Origin of the sequence: Cytobacillus massiliigabonensis, from assembly GCF_900199725.1 — a bacterium.
Classification (GTDB): Bacteria; Bacillota; Bacilli; order Bacillales; family Cytobacillaceae; genus Cytobacillus; species Cytobacillus massiliigabonensis.
On record NZ_LT904904.1, the window covers coordinates 1,443,101 to 1,462,941 of the forward strand.

Consider the following 19,841-nt stretch of genomic DNA (forward strand, 5'->3'; position numbering starts at 1 on the left):
TCATTTTCAGCTTGTAATGCCTCCATTGAACCCTCTACAGGTAATGATTTTTTTGTTTCCTTTTTCATGGATGGACGCCCCTTTTTCTTTGGAAATAGAGCGTCCACACCTGATTCTTCAACCTGCCTTTGCCATTGAAGAATTGTAGAAGGAGAAGAAATGTTATACACAGCCGCTGCTTGTTTAAAAGACGCTCCAAGTTCGCTCATATAATTTAGTACGTCCATTTTAAAATGAATATCATAGTTTGTATAGGATGAAATTAATCCATTTTCACCATTTTCTCTATATTGAGCTATCCAAGTTTCTAAGGGGGTTTTACTTACATTGAAACGCCTAGCAACTGCTCGAATAGACTCTTTTCCATTTAAATAGTCTAATACCGCCTCAAGTTTTAACTCAAATGAATATTTGGCCATAAAAAAACTGCACCTCCAATTGTTAGTTGTGTCTAACAATTGGGGTGCAGTTCACCATCGCCCTTTTTTTAATTGAAATGCTTTGCCAGCCCTTGATAAATCCCTGTCGTCACCATCTCTTGGTATTGACCTGAAGTGACAATCATTTCTTCAGTTGGATTACTTAAGTAACCGAGTTCCAATAGAATCGCGTTGCGTTTATTTTCCCTTAAAACATAATAATCTCCAAATCGATAGTCGCGATTTTTTAGACTAGAACTAGAGGCAACAGAAGAATGAACATCTGCTGCTAGTCCTTTTTGATAGGAGTGATAGTAGTATGTAGTCATTCCTCTTACACTGCGGTCTGCAATGCTATCATAGTGGATACTAATAAATGCATCTGCATTATGGTAATGTGCCGTGTATACTCTTGAAGACAAAGGAATAAATGTATCGGTATTTCTTGTTAGAATCACATTTGCACCAGCGGCTTTTAATTTATCATATAAGAGCTTTGCGGTTTTTAATGTCACTGTTTTCTCAGTTGTTCCACTAGCCCCAGTAGTTCCGTTATCTCTGCCGCCGTGACCAGGATCAATGACAATCTTTTTATTTTTTAAACTTGTTTTCGGGCCTGGTTTTTCAACAACGGGCGCTGGTCCATTTACAGATACTATCCAACCTGCAATAAATCCGCTGTCTCCATTACCTAGCCGTACCTCATACCAATCATTTTGTATACTGATAATTTCATATGTTGCCCCTTGATCTGCTCTTTCAACGACTGTGGAAGAAGGATCGGCACTTTTTCTTATATTTGAACCATTATGCAGGATAGTAAGTGTACTTTCCTGAACAGCCTGTTTATTAGTTTCAGTTGATTTATGATTAGGCTTTTCTAAGTACCAGCTTGCAACCCAGCCATAAGAACCTTTTTTAAATTCGATTTTTACCCAATTATTTGCTTCTTCTAAGATCGTAAAGGTTTGTCCCATCGAAACGGAACCAATCGCTTTTCCATTAAGTGAGCCTGTGCTTCTAACAGTTAAAGAGGTTGCAGTTACTGTGCCTGTTCCTGTTTTACCGGATTTTGAAGGTTCTAGCTGTGTTTGTTCTTTTACATCCATATTCCCTTCAACCATTTCAACATACTGGCTGCTGACCCACGCCTCCTTGCCTAGATGGGAGATTTGTGTCCATCCATTTTTTTGAGATAAAATGATTACTTGATCTCCTGCATGTAATTTTCCAATAATTGATCCATTCAGTGACGGTTCACTGCGAATATTAAGTGAATTAGAAGTGATTTTGCCATTCACCGTTTTTGATCCATTGCTTTTAACAGAATGACTATTGAATTGTACAAATTCACTTGAAACCCATCCATTTCCATACGAAGTAGCAAGCTGTATCCAATCTCCATCTGCAGCAAGAACAGAAAAATTTTCCCCTTTGTTTATTGTCCCGATTACTTCATAATTTGTTCCTGGACCTTTTCTTACTCTAAGACCGTCAGCAGAAATAATTGCCTGTTTATTAACAGACTGAGAAATAGTTGTGCTGCTGTTTTCACTGCTTTCCAGTGTCACAAGCCAGTCAGCTGCCCAGCCCTTTTTCCCATCCTTCAGTTGAATTTCAATCCAATCTTCCTTCTCTGAAAGATACGTGTATCTTTCCCCTTTATTTACTTGTGCAACAACGGGATAACTTAATCCTGGACCTTCTCGAATATTTAAGCGATCAATTCCAATCTTAACGGTTTGCCCTGCTGCACTCGTAGGAGGCAAGTGAATGGGTGAAATTCCAATTAGAAGAATGAAACAAATAAATAGAATCGCTTTTTTCTTTTTATGCATGCGCACTCTCCTCTCCTAGTTAGATTAACAGTTCTTCATCTTATTAGAAAAACAAAATTGCTACAGTCAGTCAAGTCTTTCATGCAAATTGCCCCTGTTATTATTTCTCTTTTTGCAATCGATTTCCTTCTAAAATATTCATTCTCTTAGCATTTAGATTGCAGGATAGTTTTTTCACTTTCATGGGAATACTAGATAAGAATAAGTGAACGAGGGTGATAGAAATGAGATTTGGTGACAAGGGAATGTCTGCTCAATTAGGGGAAAATCAACTTTTTGGCGTGGATTTTCATGATTTTATCCAGAAGGAGCAAGGTTCAAATATGATTGAATTGGCTTCAGAATTTGGTTTAACCGTAAAGGATGTCCGGAAGCTGAAAAAACATTTGGAACGATCTTAGCAAATCACTATTGACAATGCTCTTAATGATACGTATTATTATATAAATATTAAGAGAAGTTTATTGATGACAATGTGCATTAGGCACTGCTATATAACCGTTTGATGAAGAAGAGTAATTAAACCCCACATGAAAAGAGAGAAAATGCCATAGGCTGAAAGCATTTTTCGCATGATGATTTAATGAAAGAACACTTCGTAGGTTTCTCTCTGAAAGAAGCTATGTTTTTTAGTAGGAGCTGAACGTTAACAGGCGTTAACTGTAAAAGAGGAAGATCGCAGGATTTTGCGGCTTCAACTAGGGTGGCACCACGGGAATCTCAAAAGCTCTCGTCCCTTGTATGTATATACAAGGAGGCGGGGGCTTTTTTATATTTAATAAACCTTTACATAACAATTTTTGATTAGGAGGAGACATGAAATGTCTATTCGTTTACCAAGAGGAACACAGGATATTCTCCCAGGTGAGATTGAAAAATGGCACCTGATAGAAGAAAAGGCTAGAGAGCTTTGTGCAAAATTTCAGTATCGAGAAATTAGAACGCCAATTTTTGAACATACAGAGCTTTTTTTGCGAAGTGTAGGAGATACAACTGATATTGTTCAAAAGGAAATGTATACATTTGAGGATCGCGGTGAACGCAGTTTAACATTGCGCCCAGAAGGCACAGCAGCTGTTGTTCGGTCATTTGTTGAGCATAAAATGTTCGGTGATGCGAATCAGCCAGTTAAGCTTTATTATATGGGGCCAATGTTCCGTTATGAACGTCCGCAGGCAGGCCGCTACCGCCAATTCGTTCAATTTGGTGTGGAGGCGATTGGCAGTGCTGATCCGGCGATAGATGCGGAAGTGATTGCAGTAGCCATGTCTCTTTACCAATCATTAGGCTTAAAAAAGCTAAAACTAGTTATTAACAGTCTTGGAGATAAGGAAAGCAGAGCTGCACACAGAGATGCGTTAATCAATCACTTCATACCAAGAATTGGCGAATTTTGTACCGATTGCCAAAACCGTCTTGAAAAAAATCCGATGCGCATCCTTGATTGCAAGCAGGATAGAGATCATGAGCTAATGGCAAGTGCTCCATCAATCATCGATTACTTAAACGAGGGTTCAAAGCACTATTTTGAAAAAGTTCAACAATATTTAAAAGACCTTAATATTGCATTCGAGGTTGACTCGAATCTTGTTCGCGGGCTTGATTATTACACACACACAGCTTTTGAAATCATGAGTGATGCAGAAGGCTTCGGTGCGATTACGACTCTTTGCGGAGGCGGACGCTACAATGGGCTTACAGAGGAAATAGGCGGACCAGAAGCACCAGGAATCGGCTTTGCGATGAGTATTGAACGCTTTATTGCAGCATTAGATGCTGAAAAAGTAGAACTACCGATTGATAAAGGAATTGATTGCTATCTTGTTTCATTAGGTGAAGAAGCGAAGGATTATACTGTCGGTCTGCTTCACAAACTTCGTTTAGCAGGCTTCTCTGCTGAAAGAGATTATCTCGATCGAAAAATAAAAGCTCAATTTAAGGCTGCAGATCGTGCAAAGGCGAAGTATGTAGCTGTTCTTGGCGAAGACGAGCTGAAGGCAAATAAAATTAACCTGAAGTCAATGGATACAGGGGAACAAACTGAGCTCGACCTTGAAACCTTTGTAGAAAAGTTTGCCGAATTACTGCAAAAATAATGCTTATTTGCGAAATCTAATATTTTTTTGCGAAAACCTAGATTTAATTGCAAAAACTTATTTTTAATTGCAAAAAACCATTTATAGTTGCAAGCCCAATTATTACTCATAAAAATTACTGTCTAAATAATAGGAGGAATCATCATGTTTGGGAGATCGTATTACTGCGGAGAAATAACAGAGACGGCGATTGGTGAAAAGGTTATTTTAAAAGGATGGGTACAAAAAAGACGTGATCTAGGCGGTTTGATTTTCATTGATCTGCGTGACCGAACGGGAATCGTGCAAGTGGTTTTCAACCCTGAAACATCACCTGAGGCACTAGAATCAGCAGAGCGGGTGAGAAATGAGTTTGTACTTGATATCGAAGGCGTCGTGGTTGCTCGAGAAGAGGGAACTGTGAACTCGAACTTAAAAACAGGTCATATCGAAATTAAAGCAGAGAAAATTACAATTTTAAATGAGGCAAAAACACCGCCATTTATGCTTGATGACAAGACGGGTGTTTCTGAGGATGTCCGACTTAAATATCGTTATCTTGACTTAAGAAGACCGGTCATGTTTGAAACATTAAAAATGCGCCATCAAGTAACGAAAGCAATGAGAGAGTTTCTTGATGGGGAAGGCTTTCTTGACATTGAAACACCTATTCTCACAAAGAGTACACCTGAAGGGGCACGCGACTACTTAGTTCCGAGCCGCGTTCATCCTGGTGAATTCTACGCGCTGCCACAGTCACCGCAAATTTTTAAACAGCTGTTAATGGTTGGCGGCTTTGAGCGCTATTACCAAATTGCCCGCTGTTTCCGTGATGAGGATTTACGTGCTGACCGCCAGCCAGAATTTACACAAGTCGATATGGAAATGAGCTTCATGAGTCAAGCTGATATTATCCGGTTAATGGAAAATATGATGAGCAAAATCATGAAAGAGGTAAAAGGGCTTGACGTTCAAATCCCATTCCCGCAAATGACTTATCAGGAAGCAATGGACCGCTATGGTTCCGACAAGCCTGATACACGATTTGAAATGGAACTAACAGACCTATCAGAAATTGTGAAGGACTCAAGCTTTAAAGTATTTGCGGGTGCTGTTGCTTCTGGCGGCCAAGTAAAGGCGATCAATGTAAAAAATGGGGCAGGCAAATATTCTAGAAAAGATATTGATGCGTTAACTGAGTTTGTCTCTGTCTATGGTGCGAAGGGACTAGCATGGTTAAAAGCGGAGGAAGATGGGCTAAAAGGACCGATTTCTAAATTTGTAACTGAAGAAGAGCAAAAGGCAATAAAGACTGCACTTTCTGTTGAAACAGGAGATCTTCTATTATTTGTGGCTGACAAGAAAAGTGTTGTAGCGGATGCTTTAGGTGCACTGCGAATCAAACTAGGAAAAGATCTTGAACTAATTGATCAAAGCAAATTTAACTTCCTTTGGGTAACGGATTGGCCGTTGCTTGAGTATGCTGAGGAAGAAGGCCGCTATTATGCAGCGCATCATCCATTTACAATGCCTGCAAGGGAAGACCTCGCTCTTCTGGATACGGATCCATCGCAAGTAAGAGCGCAAGCCTATGACCTCGTATTAAATGGATATGAGCTTGGAGGAGGATCTCTTCGTATTTTTGAAAGAGATGTGCAGGAAAAAATGTTTAATGTTCTTGGCTTTTCAAAAGAGGAAGCGAATGAGCAGTTTGGCTTCTTGCTAGATGCATTTGATTATGGAACACCTCCGCATGGAGGCATTGCGCTTGGTCTAGACAGACTTGTTATGATTTTGGCTGGAAGAACGAATCTACGCGATACGATTGCCTTCCCGAAAACGGCTAGTGCAAGCTGTGTCTTAACAGAAGCGCCTGGTGAGGTAAGTGAATCACAATTAGATGATTTACACTTAAAGCTTAATTTGAAAAAATGAGAATTGACCTATTTGGGAGCGCTTGAAAGAGCAAATTGGATATGATAAAATACAGGTAATTAAATAAAGAGTCCTGATGTGTTCGTTGTGTAACCTAAAATTTTGACCAACATTATTTCTTCGGGAGATCGGGTTTTCCAGCCGCGTAAATGCCTCATGGATGAGGACTTACAAAAGCGGAAACAGGTCACCCACCTGCTGAGTGCGGGTTCAAAACGAAGGCATCAAAGCGACGGCACGATTGGGACTCTTTACGTACATATGAATGATAAAATCCATGTCAATTGAGACATGGATTTATTTTTTGCTGAAAAAATTAGTTTTGAAGAAGATATTAGACGAAATGTTCCTATAAATAATGAAAAACCTATACCATTTGTAAGAACTAGAGGCGAAGTATGCTTAATACAAGTAAAAAAGCTGAAACACGGTAACGAAAAAGCGCAAAACGTGCCCACCAGAAGTTAAAAAGCTACAATGCGAGTCAAGTCCTGAATTTTGTGTAAAAAGTGTCAACAATATACTTCGACATAATCAAAACTATAATAAGTGGACTACACTATTTCGAATTTACATTGAGGGGCGGGCATGATAGCCTGGAGGGCAAGCCAGGGGTTGTTAAACTCCTGGCTTCCTGGCTTTACATCATGCCCGCGGAGGCTCAATGTCAATTCGAAATTAGGCCGTCCAACATACCTAAAACAACTTATCATCTAATTTCTTTGGTATGGAGTATTCCCTACCTTTATTTTTTTGTTTGCTTGTTGTTCTGCAATATCCATTAAAAGTGCCCCTATTAATCTAAACGCTGACTGTGTATTGGGAAAAATCCTTATAACTTGTTCCCTTCTCCTAACCTCTTGATTTAATCGTTCCAATGAATTTGTACAGTGAATATAAAGGTGATATTTCGAAGGTTCGTTTAAGTATTGAATGGCATCTTCGAAGCCATCTTCTAACGTCGATATTGCCTTATCTAGTTTTGGATTTTCTGCAAAATGCTTCACAAATTCCTCTTTAAATTCTCTAGCATCCTCAATTGTTACAGCGTCAAATATTCTCTTTAAGCCAATTTTTACGTCATCCATGTCTTTTTTTGGCAAATGATTAAAGATATTACGTTTAAAATGCACGGAGCAGCGTTGCCAAGTAGTCCCCACAAATTCTTCGGTAATAGCCTTTTTTAAGCCCTTATGTGCGTCAGATATGATTAGTTTAGGTGATTGAAGACCACGAGATTGTAAGTACTGAAAAAATCTTTGCCAAGCCTCATAGCTCTCAGCGTGATCTACTTTTAAACCCAGGATTTCTCGACCATTTTGTTCATTAATGGCGGTTGCAATATAAACTGCCTTAGATACAACACGGTTATGTTCCCTTACTTTAATATACATGGCATCTGCAAACATGTAGGGATAATACATTGTATTTAGGGGCCTATTTGTCCACGTGTTAACAATGGGATCTAACTTTTCTGTTAGTGAAGAAACAAAAGACTTTGAAACGCTCACTCCACATAATTGTTGAATAATATTTTTGACCTTCCGAGTAGATACCCCATTCACAACCATCTCAAGCATGGAAAGGACAAAAGCTTGGTCACACCGGGAATATCTTTCAAAAACGGATGGTGAAAATTCCCCATTACGTGTACGAGGTACCTTTAAGGTTATTTTACCAATATTCAAAAGTAGACCACGTTCATAATAACCATTCCGAGAGTCCTGCCGGTCAGGAGTACGTTCGTAAGCTCCAGCTTGTAAATAATCATCACGTTCTTTTTCCATCACTGTATTTAACACTAGAACTACAGAGGCTTTCATAACGGCGCCTAAATCAGAATTCATAACGGCGTCTTTTAAATCTTCAATATTTAGGTTAAACTGAATTTGAGTCAAAATAAGTTCCTCCTCATTGTTTTCGTCGCTGTTAACATTGTAGACAAGAGGAATTATTTTGACTCCTTTTCTTTTTACACAATTATATGGGCTTAATCCCAATGCGGTAACGAAAAAGCGCAAAACGTACCCACTACAAGTTAAAAAGCTGAAATAAGGTAACGAAAAAGCGCAAAACGTGCCCACCAGAAGTTAAAAAGCTGAAACACGGTAACGAAAAAGCCCAAAACGTACCCACCAGAAGTTAAAAAGCTACAAGGCGGTAACGATTAAAAGTAAAAAGTACCCTCAAGGAGCCGAAAATCAAAAATACGGAAACAAAAAGTAAAATGTTCCCGTATAGCCAACAGTATGACTTACCAAGCAGTCCTATACTCTGCGGCAATCGTATTGATGATCTCCCGAACGGGTAAGATTTTTTTAATTTCAGCAACTCTTGACCCGGCAAATACTAAGCCATTTTCAACATCTCCGCCCACTGATTTCAGCAGAGAATCGAGAGTGCAAAAGCGGTATGAGCAATTTTTTAAACAATCATGGCATTTTTCAATTTTTAATTTACCGGTGCCAGAAATTAAATCTGTAAATTTATTTTTTATTGCTCTTCCTTGAAGCCCAACGGTTGTCTTGACTAAAATGGTATCATCTTTTTGGGCTTGAACATATTTTTCTTTAAATGCTTGTGGAGCATCGCATTCCTCACTGGCAACAAATCTTGTTCCCATCTGGACACCAGATGCTCCCATCCGAATAGCTTTAGCTAAATCCTGCCCTGTTAATATCCCTCCAGCTGCAATCACCGGAATTTTTACCGCTTCCACTACTTCGGGAAGAATCTCAAATAGCGGCCGATCTGTTCCGAGATGTCCGCCAGCTTCATGGCCTTCTACGACAACGGCAGCAGCACCTAATCTTTCCGATAGTCTAGCAAGCTTTGCTGAGGAGACGATTGATATAACAGGAACCCCATATTCCTTCCCCCAAGCATACATATCACGAGAAATTCCTGCACCTGATATGATAAAATCTACTTCTTCTTCAAGTGCAGCTTTCATTTTTTCTGAAAAATCATTCATTGCAAATAGAACATTTACACCGATATAGCCAGTATCTTTTATAAGTTCCTTTGCTCTTCTTATATGGAAGCGCAATTCTTCTGTTGATATCCCTGTACCTGAAATAATCCCAATTCCTCCAGCATTTGCAACGGCTGAAGCAAGACCGCTAAGCGAAATTCCAACTCCCATTCCACCTTGAAGGATTGGAACCTTTGGCTCCATATGTCCAATTTTTAATTGTGGCAAGCTCATACGAATTCCCCATTTCTTCCCATATTTTTTCATCCCCGTCTAAGCGTATCACCCAAAGAAAAAATATAATAGTGACAACTGTCATCTGGTCATAATAGTTAGTATAAAAAATTTTAAGATATTACACTGCTTATTTTTCTGAAAAAGTATGATATATTCATTACGGGAAAAAAATAAAGGAATATCATTTTGAAAAGTTATGGAGTTGAGATAGATGTTGCATCAATTTTCACGAAACGAATTGGCCTTTGGCAAGGAAGGCCTCGAAATAATGAAAAATAGTACGGTTGCCGTACTTGGAGTCGGCGGAGTGGGGACATTCGCAGCTGAAGCATTGGCACGTTCTGGAGTTGGCAGATTAGTTCTTGTTGATAAAGATGATGTAGATATTACGAATGTGAATAGGCAAATCATTGCCTTGCTTTCAACCATTGGGCAGCCAAAGGTCGATTTAATGAAAGCGAGAATTAAAGATATTAATCCAGAATGTGAAGTTATTGCGTTGAAAATGTTTTACACAGAGGAAACATATGAGCAATTTTTCGAACATGGTCTTGATTTTGTCATTGACGCATCAGATACAATTTCCTATAAAATCCATTTAATGAAGGAATGTTTAAAGCGAAACATACCGATTATTTCAAGTATGGGTGCTGCGAATAAAATGGACCCGACACGATTCCAAATTGCAGATATTTCTAAAACACATACGGATCCAATCGCAAAGGTCATTCGGACGCGCTTGAGAAAAGAAGGAATTAGAAAAGGAGTTCCAGTTGTTTTCTCTGATGAAAGTCCGATTGTAATCCGGGAAGATATTCGTAAGGAAGTTGGTAAGGAAGATGCGGAAATCCGCAAAGCAAAAATGCCTCCAGCATCTAATGCTTTTTGCCCTTCAACAGCTGGTTTAATTATGGCCAGCTATGTGACTAGAGAGCTGTTGAAAGATATTAAAATTCACCGTGTAAATGATTAAACGTAGCCTGGCTAGCAGTAGCCAGGTTTTTTGTTTTATAAAGGAGAATAAAATTAGCAACTAAAAAATGTAAATTTTATTTGACGGATAATCATGTATCAGTGTACTATGTAACTAGAACACTAAAACACCGATGTGGAGGTCGGAATATGTGAAGGTTTTTAAAGGTCTGTTCTATAAAGAATTAAAACTAACGAAAAATTGGTTTTTGGTGGGAATTGCTTTAATTATTTTAGGTGTAGCAGTCGGGTTAGGCTTTACAAAATATTTCAATGAGCCGAATATTTTTGCTGTTGTAGCAGTCATGATTTTAGTAGGTCATGGTTTTTATCTGCCAGCATACCTCCTTCATTCTCTTAATATAGAAGCCCAAACACAGCTATGGCTTCATAATCCAAATAACGGAGCCATTCTCTTTCTTGCAAAAATAACAGCTGGGTTTGTTTTATATGTATGTTCTTTTTTAATAGCACTTGTAATTGCAATATGGGGATTAACTCAGGCTGTAAATGGGGAAAGCTTATTTAATTTAACTGGTGAGCCTATCCTCAATATCACTTTAATAGGACTGGGAATTACGCTTGGAACACTCTTTTTGGGAGTCTGGGTTTTATTTTATTGGTCATTATTTCATTCACTGAAAAAGGTTCCATTTCTGCACTCCATACGCTGGCCGATTGTTATTGGCACTTGGATTCTGCTTACAGCTATAGGCAATTATTTGAGCAGTCTTCCTATTTATCAAAAACTTAAGAACATAGGAATAATTAAACTCGATGCATACTCAATTGAGTTTTTGGTAGGGAAGTCTTCTGCGTCAGCTGGTTTTGTTGATAATGCTGAACTTTCAATAATGAACGGAGTTATTTATACAATTCTTGTTATTATTGTTTTTTATGCTTCTGTATGGCTGCTAGAGCGGAAAGTTGAGGTGTGACGCCATGGTTGAGGAATTCCAAGCATCAAAGCCAATTTATATGCAAATTGCTGACAGAATTAATCAGCAGATTATCAGAGGGGATTTATTGCCGGGAAACAAACTCCCTTCCGTTCGTGAAATGGCAGTACAGACGGGAGTTAATCCAAATACGATTCAACGAACATACAGTGAATTGGAGAGGATGGAGATCGTGGAAACGAAGCGAGGACAAGGAACGTTTGTAACAGAGAATGAAGGGATGATTCATCAATTAAAGCTCGGTATGCAAATGGACATTATTGAATCGTTCGTCAAAAATATGAAGGAACTTGGACTTACAGAAGAGGATATGATCTCTGGCTTAAAAAGATTTTTTAATGGGAAGCGGGAGATGTAAGATGATTGAGTTTAAGAATATATCAAAAAAATATGGCCGGTATTCTGGATTAGAGGATGTTTCCTTCACGCTGGAAAAAGGAAAAATTTACGGATTAATTGGCCCGAATGGAAGCGGGAAATCAACAACATTAAAAATAATAGCTGGACTGGTGCATCCATCAAAGGGGACAGTTCTTGTTAAAGGAACAGAAGTCGATAGAAGAATCGCCAAAGAAGTTGCGTATTTATCGGAACTAGATATATTTTATCAGCCTTTTAAAGTGAAGGATATGATTGACTTCTATGCCTCTCAGTTTGAGGATTTTCGAATAGAGCGAGCAAATGAATTGCTTACATTTATGAAACTGGATCCCGGCAAGAAGCTAAAGCAATTGTCAAAAGGAAATCGGGGCCGATTAAAACTCGTGCTTGCATTGGCGAGAGATACATCCGTATTGCTATTAGATGAGCCTTTTTCAGGTCTTGACCCAATGGTAAGAGATTCGATTGTAAAAGGTTTACTATCCTATATCGATTTTGAAAATCAGACAGTTGTTATCGCTACCCATGAAATCGATGAGATCGAGCAGCTTTTGGATGAGGTGCTTGCCATTAAAGATGGCAAAGTAATTGACCGGCAAAATGTCGAAGATTTAAGAGAAACAAAAGGTTTATCGATTATTCAGTGGATGAAGGAGACTTTTAAAGAATGAGAGGAGAAAAAACAATGGATACCCTCGTGGAAATTCAAAATGTTACAAAAACAATAAAGGGCAGAACGATTATTGATTCTTTGAGCTTTAATGTCAATAAAGGGGAAGTATTTGGCTTCCTAGGTCCAAACGGAGCAGGAAAAACAACAACGATTCGAATGATAGTCGGTTTAATTGGCATGACTTCTGGTGATATAAAAATTCTTGGTCATAGTATTAAATCAGATTTTGAGCAAGCAATTAAACATGTTGGAGGAATCGTTGAAAATCCAGAAATGTATAAGTTCATGAGCGGCTATCAGAATCTTATTCATTTTGCTAGAATGTCTCAAGGAATTACAAAAGAAAAAATTGCTGAAACTGTAGAGTTCGTTGGTCTTACCGATCGAATCCATGACAAAGTAAAAACATATTCACTCGGAATGAGACAGCGTCTTGGATTAGCTCAGTGTCTTTTGCATGATCCGAAAATCTTAATCCTTGATGAACCAACGAATGGTCTAGATCCTGCGGGGATTCGCGAAATTAGGGATCATGTTAGAAAGCTAGCTAGAGAAAAGGATATGGCCGTCATCGTCTCAAGTCACTTGCTATCCGAAATGGAAATGATGTGTGATCGCATTGGCATTATCCAACAGGGGAAGCTCATAGATGTTCAGCTTATGACTGACTTTGTTCAGGGGACTGAGAAAATGTATGAAATTGAAGTAGAAGGAATAGAAAATGCCAGCAGAATTGTAAAAGAGATGTATCCCGATTTGAGAGTTCAGCTAACTGAAAATGGAGTAGCTTTGCCGCTTAAGAAAGAGAAAGTACCTGAAGTAATAAAAAGTCTTGTTAACCAAGACATACAGATTTATGGAGTGAAGGAAGTAACGAAGACATTAGAAGATCGTTTCCTTGAGGTTACTTCACAAAAGGGGGAACTTGTTCATGATTAACTTGATTCAAAATGAATGGATGAAAATATTTAGAAGAACAGGAACATATGTCATGATTGGGCTGCTCCTTTTCGTATTAATCGTTATGGGCGGCTTTATAAAATACCAGGATAGCAAAGGAAGTGTTCCTGACAATTCGGAGTGGAAAAAGGGCCTTCAAGTTCAGAATGAAAGCTATCAAAAAGAATTAACTGAAATGGGAGATGCCATTCCTCAAGAAGTAAAAATTAGCTATGAAAGAGAAATTGCCATAAACGAATACAGAATTAAAAATGATTTATCGCCAAATGAAGAGTATTCCGTATGGGGATTTTTAACAGATACATCACAAATGATTGAATTTGCGGGCTTATTCACAATCATTATCGCTGCAGGAATCGTTGCCAGTGAATTTAACTGGGGAACGATCAAGCTGCTTTTAATAAGACCGATCAAACGAGGGAAAATATTGGCGGCAAAGTATTTGACAGTTTTGCTATTTGGACTGTTCATGCTTTTCATTCTGTTTGCTTTTTCAGCCGTTTTAGGGATCGTTCTCTTTGGTTTCCCTGCTGATTCTGTACCATATTTAAATTATTATAATGGTTCTGTATCAGAGCAGAGCATGCTTCTGCACCTTATCAATTATTTCGGATTGAAATCTATTAACATGATTATGCTCGCAACCATGGCATTCATGATATCTGCTGCGTTCAGAAATAGCTCATTAGCAATCGGTTTGTCTCTTTTCCTTATGTTCATGGGCGGTCAGCTGACCAGTCTAATTGCAATCAAATACGAATGGGCGAAATATATCCTTTTTGCAAATACAGATCTTCTTCAATATTTTGAGGGGGCTCCAATGGTGGAAGGAATGACAATCGGCTTTTCAATCACAATGATCATTATTTACTTCCTGCTATTTCAAGCCATTGCGTTTTACGTATTTAAGAAGAGGGATGTTGCTGCATAGAAAAAGGGTAGTATAACTTCGAGAATTGTCTAGCGCAAGCGTCCTATCGCCTATCAAACTTCAGGTCTCCTCCGCAACGATTGCGTCAACATCGGTTCGCTTTCGCTCACCGTGTTTCCTTTATCTCGGTCATTAAAAAGCGAGGCAACTGTTTAGCCCCGACAAGCATAAGATGGACTGCTGCGTGGCGTATTTTGCCACAGAGCAGTACAGCTTATGACCTCGAGGGGCTAGGAGCCGCAGCTAGATTGCGGAGCCCCTCCAGTTTGTACGGCGATGATCAAGGCGCTTCCGCTTTTATTATTTCAATATCTTGCTATAAATTGTTGCCAGTGCCTGTTCAAACTTTCCTGTCTTTTTCGGCTCATAGTAGATTTTATTTTTCAAACGGTCAGGCAAATATTGCTGTTTCACCCAGCCGCCTTCGTAATCATGCGGGTATTTATATTCAATCCCCCGGCCTAGCTCTTTCGCCCCTTTATAATGGGCATCCTTTAAGTGGTCTGGCACTTCACCGCTTTTGCCAGCTCTAATATCTGCTAAAGCAGCATCAATGGCCATAATAGCTGAATTGGATTTTGGAGACAAACATAATTCAATGACAGCATTTGCAAGCGGAATCCTTGCTTCAGGAAATCCGATTCGTTCAGCTGTTTCAATAGCAGCAAGTGTTCTAGCTCCAGCCTGGGGGGAAGCTAGTCCAATATCTTCATAGGCAATTACGATCAATCTTCTGGAAATACTTTGCAGATCCCCTGCTTCAATTAATCTTCCTAAATAGTGTAAGGCTGCATTTACATCGCTGCCTCGAATCGACTTTTGGAAGGCTGACAGCACATCATAATGTGCGTCCCCATCTTTATCATGTGACAGACTCTTTCGCTGCATGCATTCTTCGGCAGATTGCAAATCAATGCGGATGATTCCCGAATCGTCAGGCTCTGTAGATAAAACAGCTAGCTCTAATGCATTTAAAGAGCTTCGGACATCTCCATTAGAAGCAGTTGCAAAGTGTGTTAGCGCATCGTCACTTATGTTGACATGTCTTTCGCCTAATCCATGTTCACTGTCCCCTAACGCTCTTAAAAGCGCCTCTTTAATATTTTCTACTGATAATGGCTTTAATTCGAAAATTTGACAGCGGCTTCTGATCGCCGGATTAATGGCATGATATGGATTGCTTGTTGTTGCCCCGATTAAAGTAATCATTCCATTTTCTAAATAGGGAAGCAGGAAATCTTGTTTTCCTTTATCCAGCCGATGAACCTCATCAAGAAGAAGAATGACTTTCCCAGACATTTTTGCTTCTGCTGCAACGACTTCCATATCCTTTTTGTTGTTCGTTACTGCGTTAAGCGTGCGAAAAGCATAACTAGTACTTCCGGCAATGGCACTTGCGATGGAGGTTTTACCGATTCCAGGGGGACCGTACAGAATCATCGAGGACAGCTGTTTCGCTTTTACCATCCGATGAATGATTTTGCCTTCAGCTACAAGATGCTCCTGACCGATGATCTCTTCAATGGACCTAGGCCGCATTCGAAAGGCCAGCGGTTTTATACTCATTTCTATCACTCCAAAACGTTCAAATGTTATTAAAATAAACATACCATATTCCATGTTCAGGCAAAATGATAAAGCTGAGTAAATATGATATAATTACAAAAGTCTATCTAATTACTAAGAATAAACCTTATTTGGGCGAGGAGATATAGGCAATGAATTCGAAAAAAAGCGGTCAAATTGGTGCTAGATTTATTGTGTATTTAACTGGTCTTCTCGTTATGAGCTTAGGAATTGTATTATTAATTATTGCTGATTTAGGAGCAACACCTTGGGATGTTCTGCATGTCGGGTTGTACTATCAGCTTGGGCTGACAATCGGAACATGGTCAGTTATTGTTGGCATTGTGATTTTGACCGTTGCTTCACTTATCTCAAAAGAGTTCCCAAAAATGGGCGCTTTTTTAAATATGGTTTTGATTGGAGTTTTTATTGATCTTTATTTATTGCTGCCGTTTATGCAGACTCCTTCCTCATTATCTGGAAAAATTTTGATGTTTCTATTTGGAATTATTATCTATTGCTATGGGATGGGCATCTATATTTCAGCACAGTTTGGTGCGGGTCCCAGAGATAGTCTGATGATTGCCTTAACAGCAAAGACCGGATGGAAGGTTGGCCGTGTCCGCAGCTGCATGGAAGTAATCGTCCTAATAATCGGCTGGCAGCTTGGGGGTCCCGTATTTTGGGGAACAGTGATTATTGGTTTAGCAATCGGACCACTGGCAGGGAAAGCATTGCCACAATGTCAGCTGGTAACAGACCGATTTTTAGCAAGCATGAAAAAACAAGTATATACAACAATTGGTAAAGAGAAGGATAGAGGTGTAAGTTAATGAAAATATCGACAAAAGGACGATACGGGTTAACAATTATGATTGAATTAGCAAAGAAACATGGAGAAGGTCCCATCTCATTAAAATCAATTGCACAGACAAATAACTTGTCTGAGCATTATCTAGAACAGCTCATCGCCCCCTTAAGAAATGCCGGTTTAGTAAAAAGTATCCGCGGCGCTTACGGTGGCTATGTTCTTGGTGATGTTCCAGCAAATATTACAGCTGGGGATATTATTCGAGTGCTGGAAGGTCCGATTAGTCCTGTTGAAGGGATTGAAGACGAGGAACCTGCTAAGAAACATCTTTGGATGCGTATTCGCGATGCAGTGAAAGATGTACTGGATAATACAACCGTTGAAGATTTAGCCAACTATACTGATGATGGCGGGTCTGAAGGGTATATGTTCTATATTTAAACCATAGTGGCCGATAAATGTATGAAAGTGACCTGTAAAAATAGAGATGTGGCCCGTAAATCAGCAAAAGTGACCTGTAAAATATAAAAGTAGCCCGTAAATTGAAAAGGGTTCAGCAAATTTGTAAAAAGATAATCAATACAAGTGTATGTCATATAAGAAGGTGAATAAATTGGAACGGATTTACGTTGACCATGCAGCTACATCGCCAATAAATCCAAAAGTGATCGAAAAAATGATGGAGATCATGGGCTCTGATTTTGGCAATCCATCAAGCATCCACCATTTCGGCCGCAGGGCGCGTCATATTATTGATGAAGCACGGGCAGAATTAGCAAAAAGCATCAATGCCGAGCCGAATGAAATTATTTTTACAAGCGGAGGAACGGAAGCGGATAATCACGCCATTTTTGGTGTAGCGGAAACATACGGAAAGAATGGAAAACATATCATTACAACACAAATAGAGCATCATGCTGTTCTTCATGCGTGTAAAAAATTGGAGAGTTTAGGATTTGAGGTTACTTATCTGCCAGTCGATCAGGAAGGAAGAGTCGATGCGGCAGATGTTGAGAAGGCATTGAGGGATGATACAATCCTTGTGACAATCATGTATGGAAATAATGAAGTCGGAACGATTCAGCCGATTAAAGAAATTGGAAAGATTCTAGCTGACCATCCAGCTATCTTTCATACTGATGCTGTCCAAGCTTATGGATTGGAAAAAATAAATGTAAAAGAATATGGAATCGATTTATTATCTGTTTCCGCTCATAAAATAAATGGACCTAAAGGAATCGGATTCTTATATGTGAGCAAAGATGTGAAGCTTTCTCCGAGGTTTTTTGGCGGTGAGCAAGAAAGAAAAAGGCGTGCAGGGACAGAAAATGTTCCTTCTATTGCCGGATTCTTAGAGGCTGTTCGAATCAGCCAGCGGGAGATGGAACAAAAGGTAATAGCGTATCAAGGATTCAAAGCAGCATTTCTCAAAAAATTAACAGAAAACCAAATTACATTCAGTCAGAACGGATCACTTGATTATTCATTGCCTCATGTTTTAAACTTAAGCTTTCCTGGAACAAATGTGGAGGCCATGCTTGTAAATTTAGACTTAGCAGGCATTGCGGCATCAAGCGGTTCGGCCTGTACAGCAGGTTCCATTGATCCGTCACATGTGCTTGTTGCTATGTTTGATCAAGGAGACGAGCGCCTGCAAAATTCAATCCGTTTTAGCTTTGGGCTTTTTAATACACTGGAACAAATTGAACGGGCAGGAGAGGAAACGAGTAAAATCGTTAAGCGATTAACTAAATAGATTATTTTAATGGGAAACGTGGTGAAATGAAATGAATAAAGCACCGAAAGATACCCGCGTTGTTGTTGGGATGTCCGGGGGAGTCGATTCCTCGGTGGCTGCACTTCTTCTAAAGGAGCAAGGCTATGATGTGATCGGTATTTTTATGAAAAACTGGGATGATACCGATGAAAATGGCGTTTGTACTGCTACAGAGGATTATGAAGATGTGATTCGGGTTTGTAACCAAATCGGAATTCCTTATTATGCAGTTAATTTCGAAAAGCAATATTGGGATAAGGTGTTTACTTATTTCCTTGATGAGTATAAAGCAGGAAGAACGCCAAATCCTGATGTAATGTGTAATAAAGAAATTAAGTTTAAGGCATTTCTTGAGCATGCAATGAATCTTGGTGCAGACTATTTAGCAACTGGCCATTATGCTAGAGTAGAGCATCGCGATGGTGAGGTTAAAATGCTTCGCGGAATAGATGAAAATAAGGATCAAACGTATTTCTTAAACCAATTAAGTCAAGAACAGCTGGAAAAGGTCATGTTTCCAATTGGAAACATTGAAAAGTCCAAAGTCCGTGAGCTTGCAGCTGCAGCTGGGCTTGCTACTGCAACGAAGAAGGACAGTACAGGTATTTGCTTTATTGGCGAGCGAAATTTTAAAGAATTCTTAGGCAACTACCTGCCTGCCCAGCCTGGAAATATGGAAACCTTCGATGGGAAAGTCATGGGCAAGCATGATGGGCTTATGTACTATACAATTGGTCAGCGGCATGGATTGGGCATTGGCGGATCTGGAGAACCTTGGTTTGCGATTGGGAAGGATTTAAAGAGAAATGTCCTTTATGTCGGACAAGGCTTTCATAATGAAAAGCTGTACTCACATTCCATTACTGCTGTAAATGTTGGGTGGGTTTCAAATGATGAGAAGCCAAAAACATTTGAATGTACAGCGAAGTTTAGATACCGCCAGCCGGATAATAGAGTAACGGTTGAGCAATTGGATGACAATAAAGTGAGAGTTATCTTTTCTGAACCGATTCGTGCGATTACACCTGGACAAGCAGTCGTTTTCTATAATGGAGATGAGTGTCTTGGCGGGGGAACGATAGATGAAGTATACAAGGACGGAAAACGTTTAGATTATGTAGGATAATAAGGCTGCCTCAATTCTATTATTAGAGTTGAGGCTTCTTCATGATTTTAGAATGTATGTCCTTTGCACTTTAAATAGTTTCTAGCACCAGCGCCTACCGCTTGCCAAACTTCGGGTATCCTCCGCAACGATTGTGTAAACATCGGCTTGCACTCGCTCACCGTGCTTCCTATATCTGAGTCGTAGCCTCTCCAGTTTGTACGGCGA

The 19,841-nt window shown here is 39.4% G+C and carries 18 protein-coding genes, 1 other RNA gene and 1 other annotated feature; of the genes, 14 read left to right on the plus strand and 5 right to left on the minus strand.

Translation table 11 applies throughout. The annotated features are described in order from the left end of the window. Together C1726_RS26265 and C1726_RS18180 are read right to left on the minus strand one after the other, a co-directional pair. The coding region (locus C1726_RS26265) for a helix-turn-helix domain-containing protein (RefSeq protein WP_180968133.1) at nt 1–419 on the minus strand (419 nt) is incomplete at its 3' end. 68 nt (nt 420–487) lie between these two features. After that, nucleotides 488–2,257 (minus strand): SH3 domain-containing protein, encoded by a 1,770-nt coding sequence (locus tag C1726_RS18180; RefSeq protein ID WP_102274449.1) that lies wholly within the window; start codon nt 2,255–2,257, stop codon nt 488–490. 224 nt (nt 2,258–2,481) lie between these two features. Here C1726_RS18180 and C1726_RS26270 point away from each other — a divergent pair, with 224 nt between their 5' ends. The 4 genes from C1726_RS26270 (at nt 2,482) to ssrS (ending at nt 6,519) form a co-directional block, all read left to right on the plus strand. Next, nucleotides 2,482–2,658 carry a hypothetical protein gene (locus tag C1726_RS26270; RefSeq protein ID WP_180968237.1) on the plus strand — a complete coding sequence of 59 codons (177 nt, stop codon included), beginning with the start codon at nt 2,482–2,484 and terminating at the stop codon, nt 2,656–2,658. A 91-nt stretch (nt 2,659–2,749) separates the two neighbouring features. Further along, nucleotides 2,750–2,998: a binding site (T-box leader), on the plus strand. Between the two features lie 80 nt (nt 2,999–3,078). After that, nucleotides 3,079–4,353 (plus strand): histidine--tRNA ligase, encoded by a 1,275-nt coding sequence (hisS, locus tag C1726_RS18185; RefSeq protein ID WP_102274450.1) that lies wholly within the window; start codon nt 3,079–3,081, stop codon nt 4,351–4,353. Nucleotides 4,354–4,497: 144 nt separating this feature from the next. Further along, the gene (aspS, locus tag C1726_RS18190; RefSeq protein WP_102274451.1) at nt 4,498–6,267 is read left to right on the plus strand and encodes an aspartate--tRNA ligase; all 1,770 of its coding nucleotides are present in this window, start codon (nt 4,498–4,500) and stop codon (nt 6,265–6,267) included. Nucleotides 6,268–6,334: 67 nt separating this feature from the next. Then, nucleotides 6,335–6,519, plus strand: a non-coding RNA gene (gene ssrS / locus C1726_RS18195) — 6S RNA. 461 nt (nt 6,520–6,980) lie between these two features. Here ssrS and C1726_RS18200 read toward each other — a convergent pair. Together C1726_RS18200 and C1726_RS18205 are read right to left on the minus strand one after the other, a co-directional pair. Beyond that, nucleotides 6,981–8,165: an IS256 family transposase gene (locus tag C1726_RS18200; RefSeq protein WP_102272155.1), complete on the minus strand. Its 1,185-nt coding sequence runs from the start codon at nt 8,163–8,165 to the stop codon at nt 6,981–6,983. 356 nt (nt 8,166–8,521) lie between these two features. After that, a complete protein-coding gene (locus C1726_RS18205; RefSeq protein ID WP_102274452.1) occupies nt 8,522–9,475 on the minus strand; it encodes an NAD(P)H-dependent flavin oxidoreductase in 954 nt (317 codons plus the stop codon). 214 nt (nt 9,476–9,689) lie between these two features. Between C1726_RS18205 and C1726_RS18210 the strand changes: the two genes are divergently transcribed. The 6 genes from C1726_RS18210 to C1726_RS18235 all read left to right on the plus strand — a co-directional run bounded on the left by C1726_RS18210 (nt 9,690) and on the right by C1726_RS18235 (nt 14,354). Then, nucleotides 9,690–10,451 (plus strand): tRNA threonylcarbamoyladenosine dehydratase, encoded by a 762-nt coding sequence (locus tag C1726_RS18210; RefSeq protein WP_102274453.1) that lies wholly within the window; start codon nt 9,690–9,692, stop codon nt 10,449–10,451. A gap of 151 nt (nt 10,452–10,602) precedes the next feature. Next, nucleotides 10,603–11,388 carry a hypothetical protein gene (locus C1726_RS18215; RefSeq protein ID WP_102274454.1) on the plus strand — a complete coding sequence of 262 codons (786 nt, stop codon included), beginning with the start codon at nt 10,603–10,605 and terminating at the stop codon, nt 11,386–11,388. Nucleotides 11,389–11,392: 4 nt separating this feature from the next. Further along, nucleotides 11,393–11,767: a GntR family transcriptional regulator gene (locus tag C1726_RS18220; RefSeq protein WP_102274455.1), complete on the plus strand. Its 375-nt coding sequence runs from the start codon at nt 11,393–11,395 to the stop codon at nt 11,765–11,767. Between the two features lies 1 nt (nt 11,768). Beyond that, nucleotides 11,769–12,461: an ABC transporter ATP-binding protein gene (locus C1726_RS18225; RefSeq protein ID WP_102274456.1), complete on the plus strand. Its 693-nt coding sequence runs from the start codon at nt 11,769–11,771 to the stop codon at nt 12,459–12,461. A gap of 14 nt (nt 12,462–12,475) precedes the next feature. Further along, nucleotides 12,476–13,402, plus strand: coding sequence for an ABC transporter ATP-binding protein (locus C1726_RS18230; RefSeq protein WP_102275849.1), 927 nt, complete (start codon nt 12,476–12,478; stop codon nt 13,400–13,402). Further along, the gene (locus C1726_RS18235; RefSeq protein ID WP_102274457.1) at nt 13,395–14,354 is read left to right on the plus strand and encodes an ABC transporter permease; all 960 of its coding nucleotides are present in this window, start codon (nt 13,395–13,397) and stop codon (nt 14,352–14,354) included. Before C1726_RS18230 ends, C1726_RS18235 begins: the two co-directional genes overlap by 8 nt. Nucleotides 14,355–14,654: 300 nt before the next feature. Here C1726_RS18235 and C1726_RS18240 read toward each other — a convergent pair whose 3' ends face one another. Next, complete coding sequence (locus C1726_RS18240; protein WP_102274458.1) at nt 14,655–15,920, minus strand: replication-associated recombination protein A; 1,266 nt, start codon at nt 15,918–15,920, stop codon at nt 14,655–14,657. A 152-nt stretch (nt 15,921–16,072) separates the two neighbouring features. Between C1726_RS18240 and C1726_RS18245 the strand changes: the two genes are divergently transcribed. From C1726_RS18245 to mnmA, 4 genes are all read left to right on the plus strand, one after another. Continuing rightward, the gene (locus tag C1726_RS18245; protein WP_102274459.1) at nt 16,073–16,753 is read left to right on the plus strand and encodes a YczE/YyaS/YitT family protein; all 681 of its coding nucleotides are present in this window, start codon (nt 16,073–16,075) and stop codon (nt 16,751–16,753) included. After that, nucleotides 16,753–17,172 carry a cysteine metabolism transcriptional regulator CymR gene (gene cymR, locus C1726_RS18250; RefSeq protein WP_102274460.1) on the plus strand — a complete coding sequence of 140 codons (420 nt, stop codon included), beginning with the start codon at nt 16,753–16,755 and terminating at the stop codon, nt 17,170–17,172. The genes C1726_RS18245 and cymR overlap by 1 nt, the downstream gene beginning before the upstream one ends. 172 nt (nt 17,173–17,344) lie before the next feature. Continuing rightward, nucleotides 17,345–18,487 carry a cysteine desulfurase family protein gene (locus C1726_RS18255; protein WP_102274461.1) on the plus strand — a complete coding sequence of 381 codons (1,143 nt, stop codon included), beginning with the start codon at nt 17,345–17,347 and terminating at the stop codon, nt 18,485–18,487. 31 nt (nt 18,488–18,518) lie between these two features. Then, a complete protein-coding gene (gene mnmA / locus C1726_RS18260) occupies nt 18,519–19,634 on the plus strand; it encodes a tRNA 2-thiouridine(34) synthase MnmA (protein ID WP_102274462.1) in 1,116 nt (371 codons plus the stop codon). The last annotated feature ends 207 nt before the right edge of the window (nt 19,635–19,841 follow it).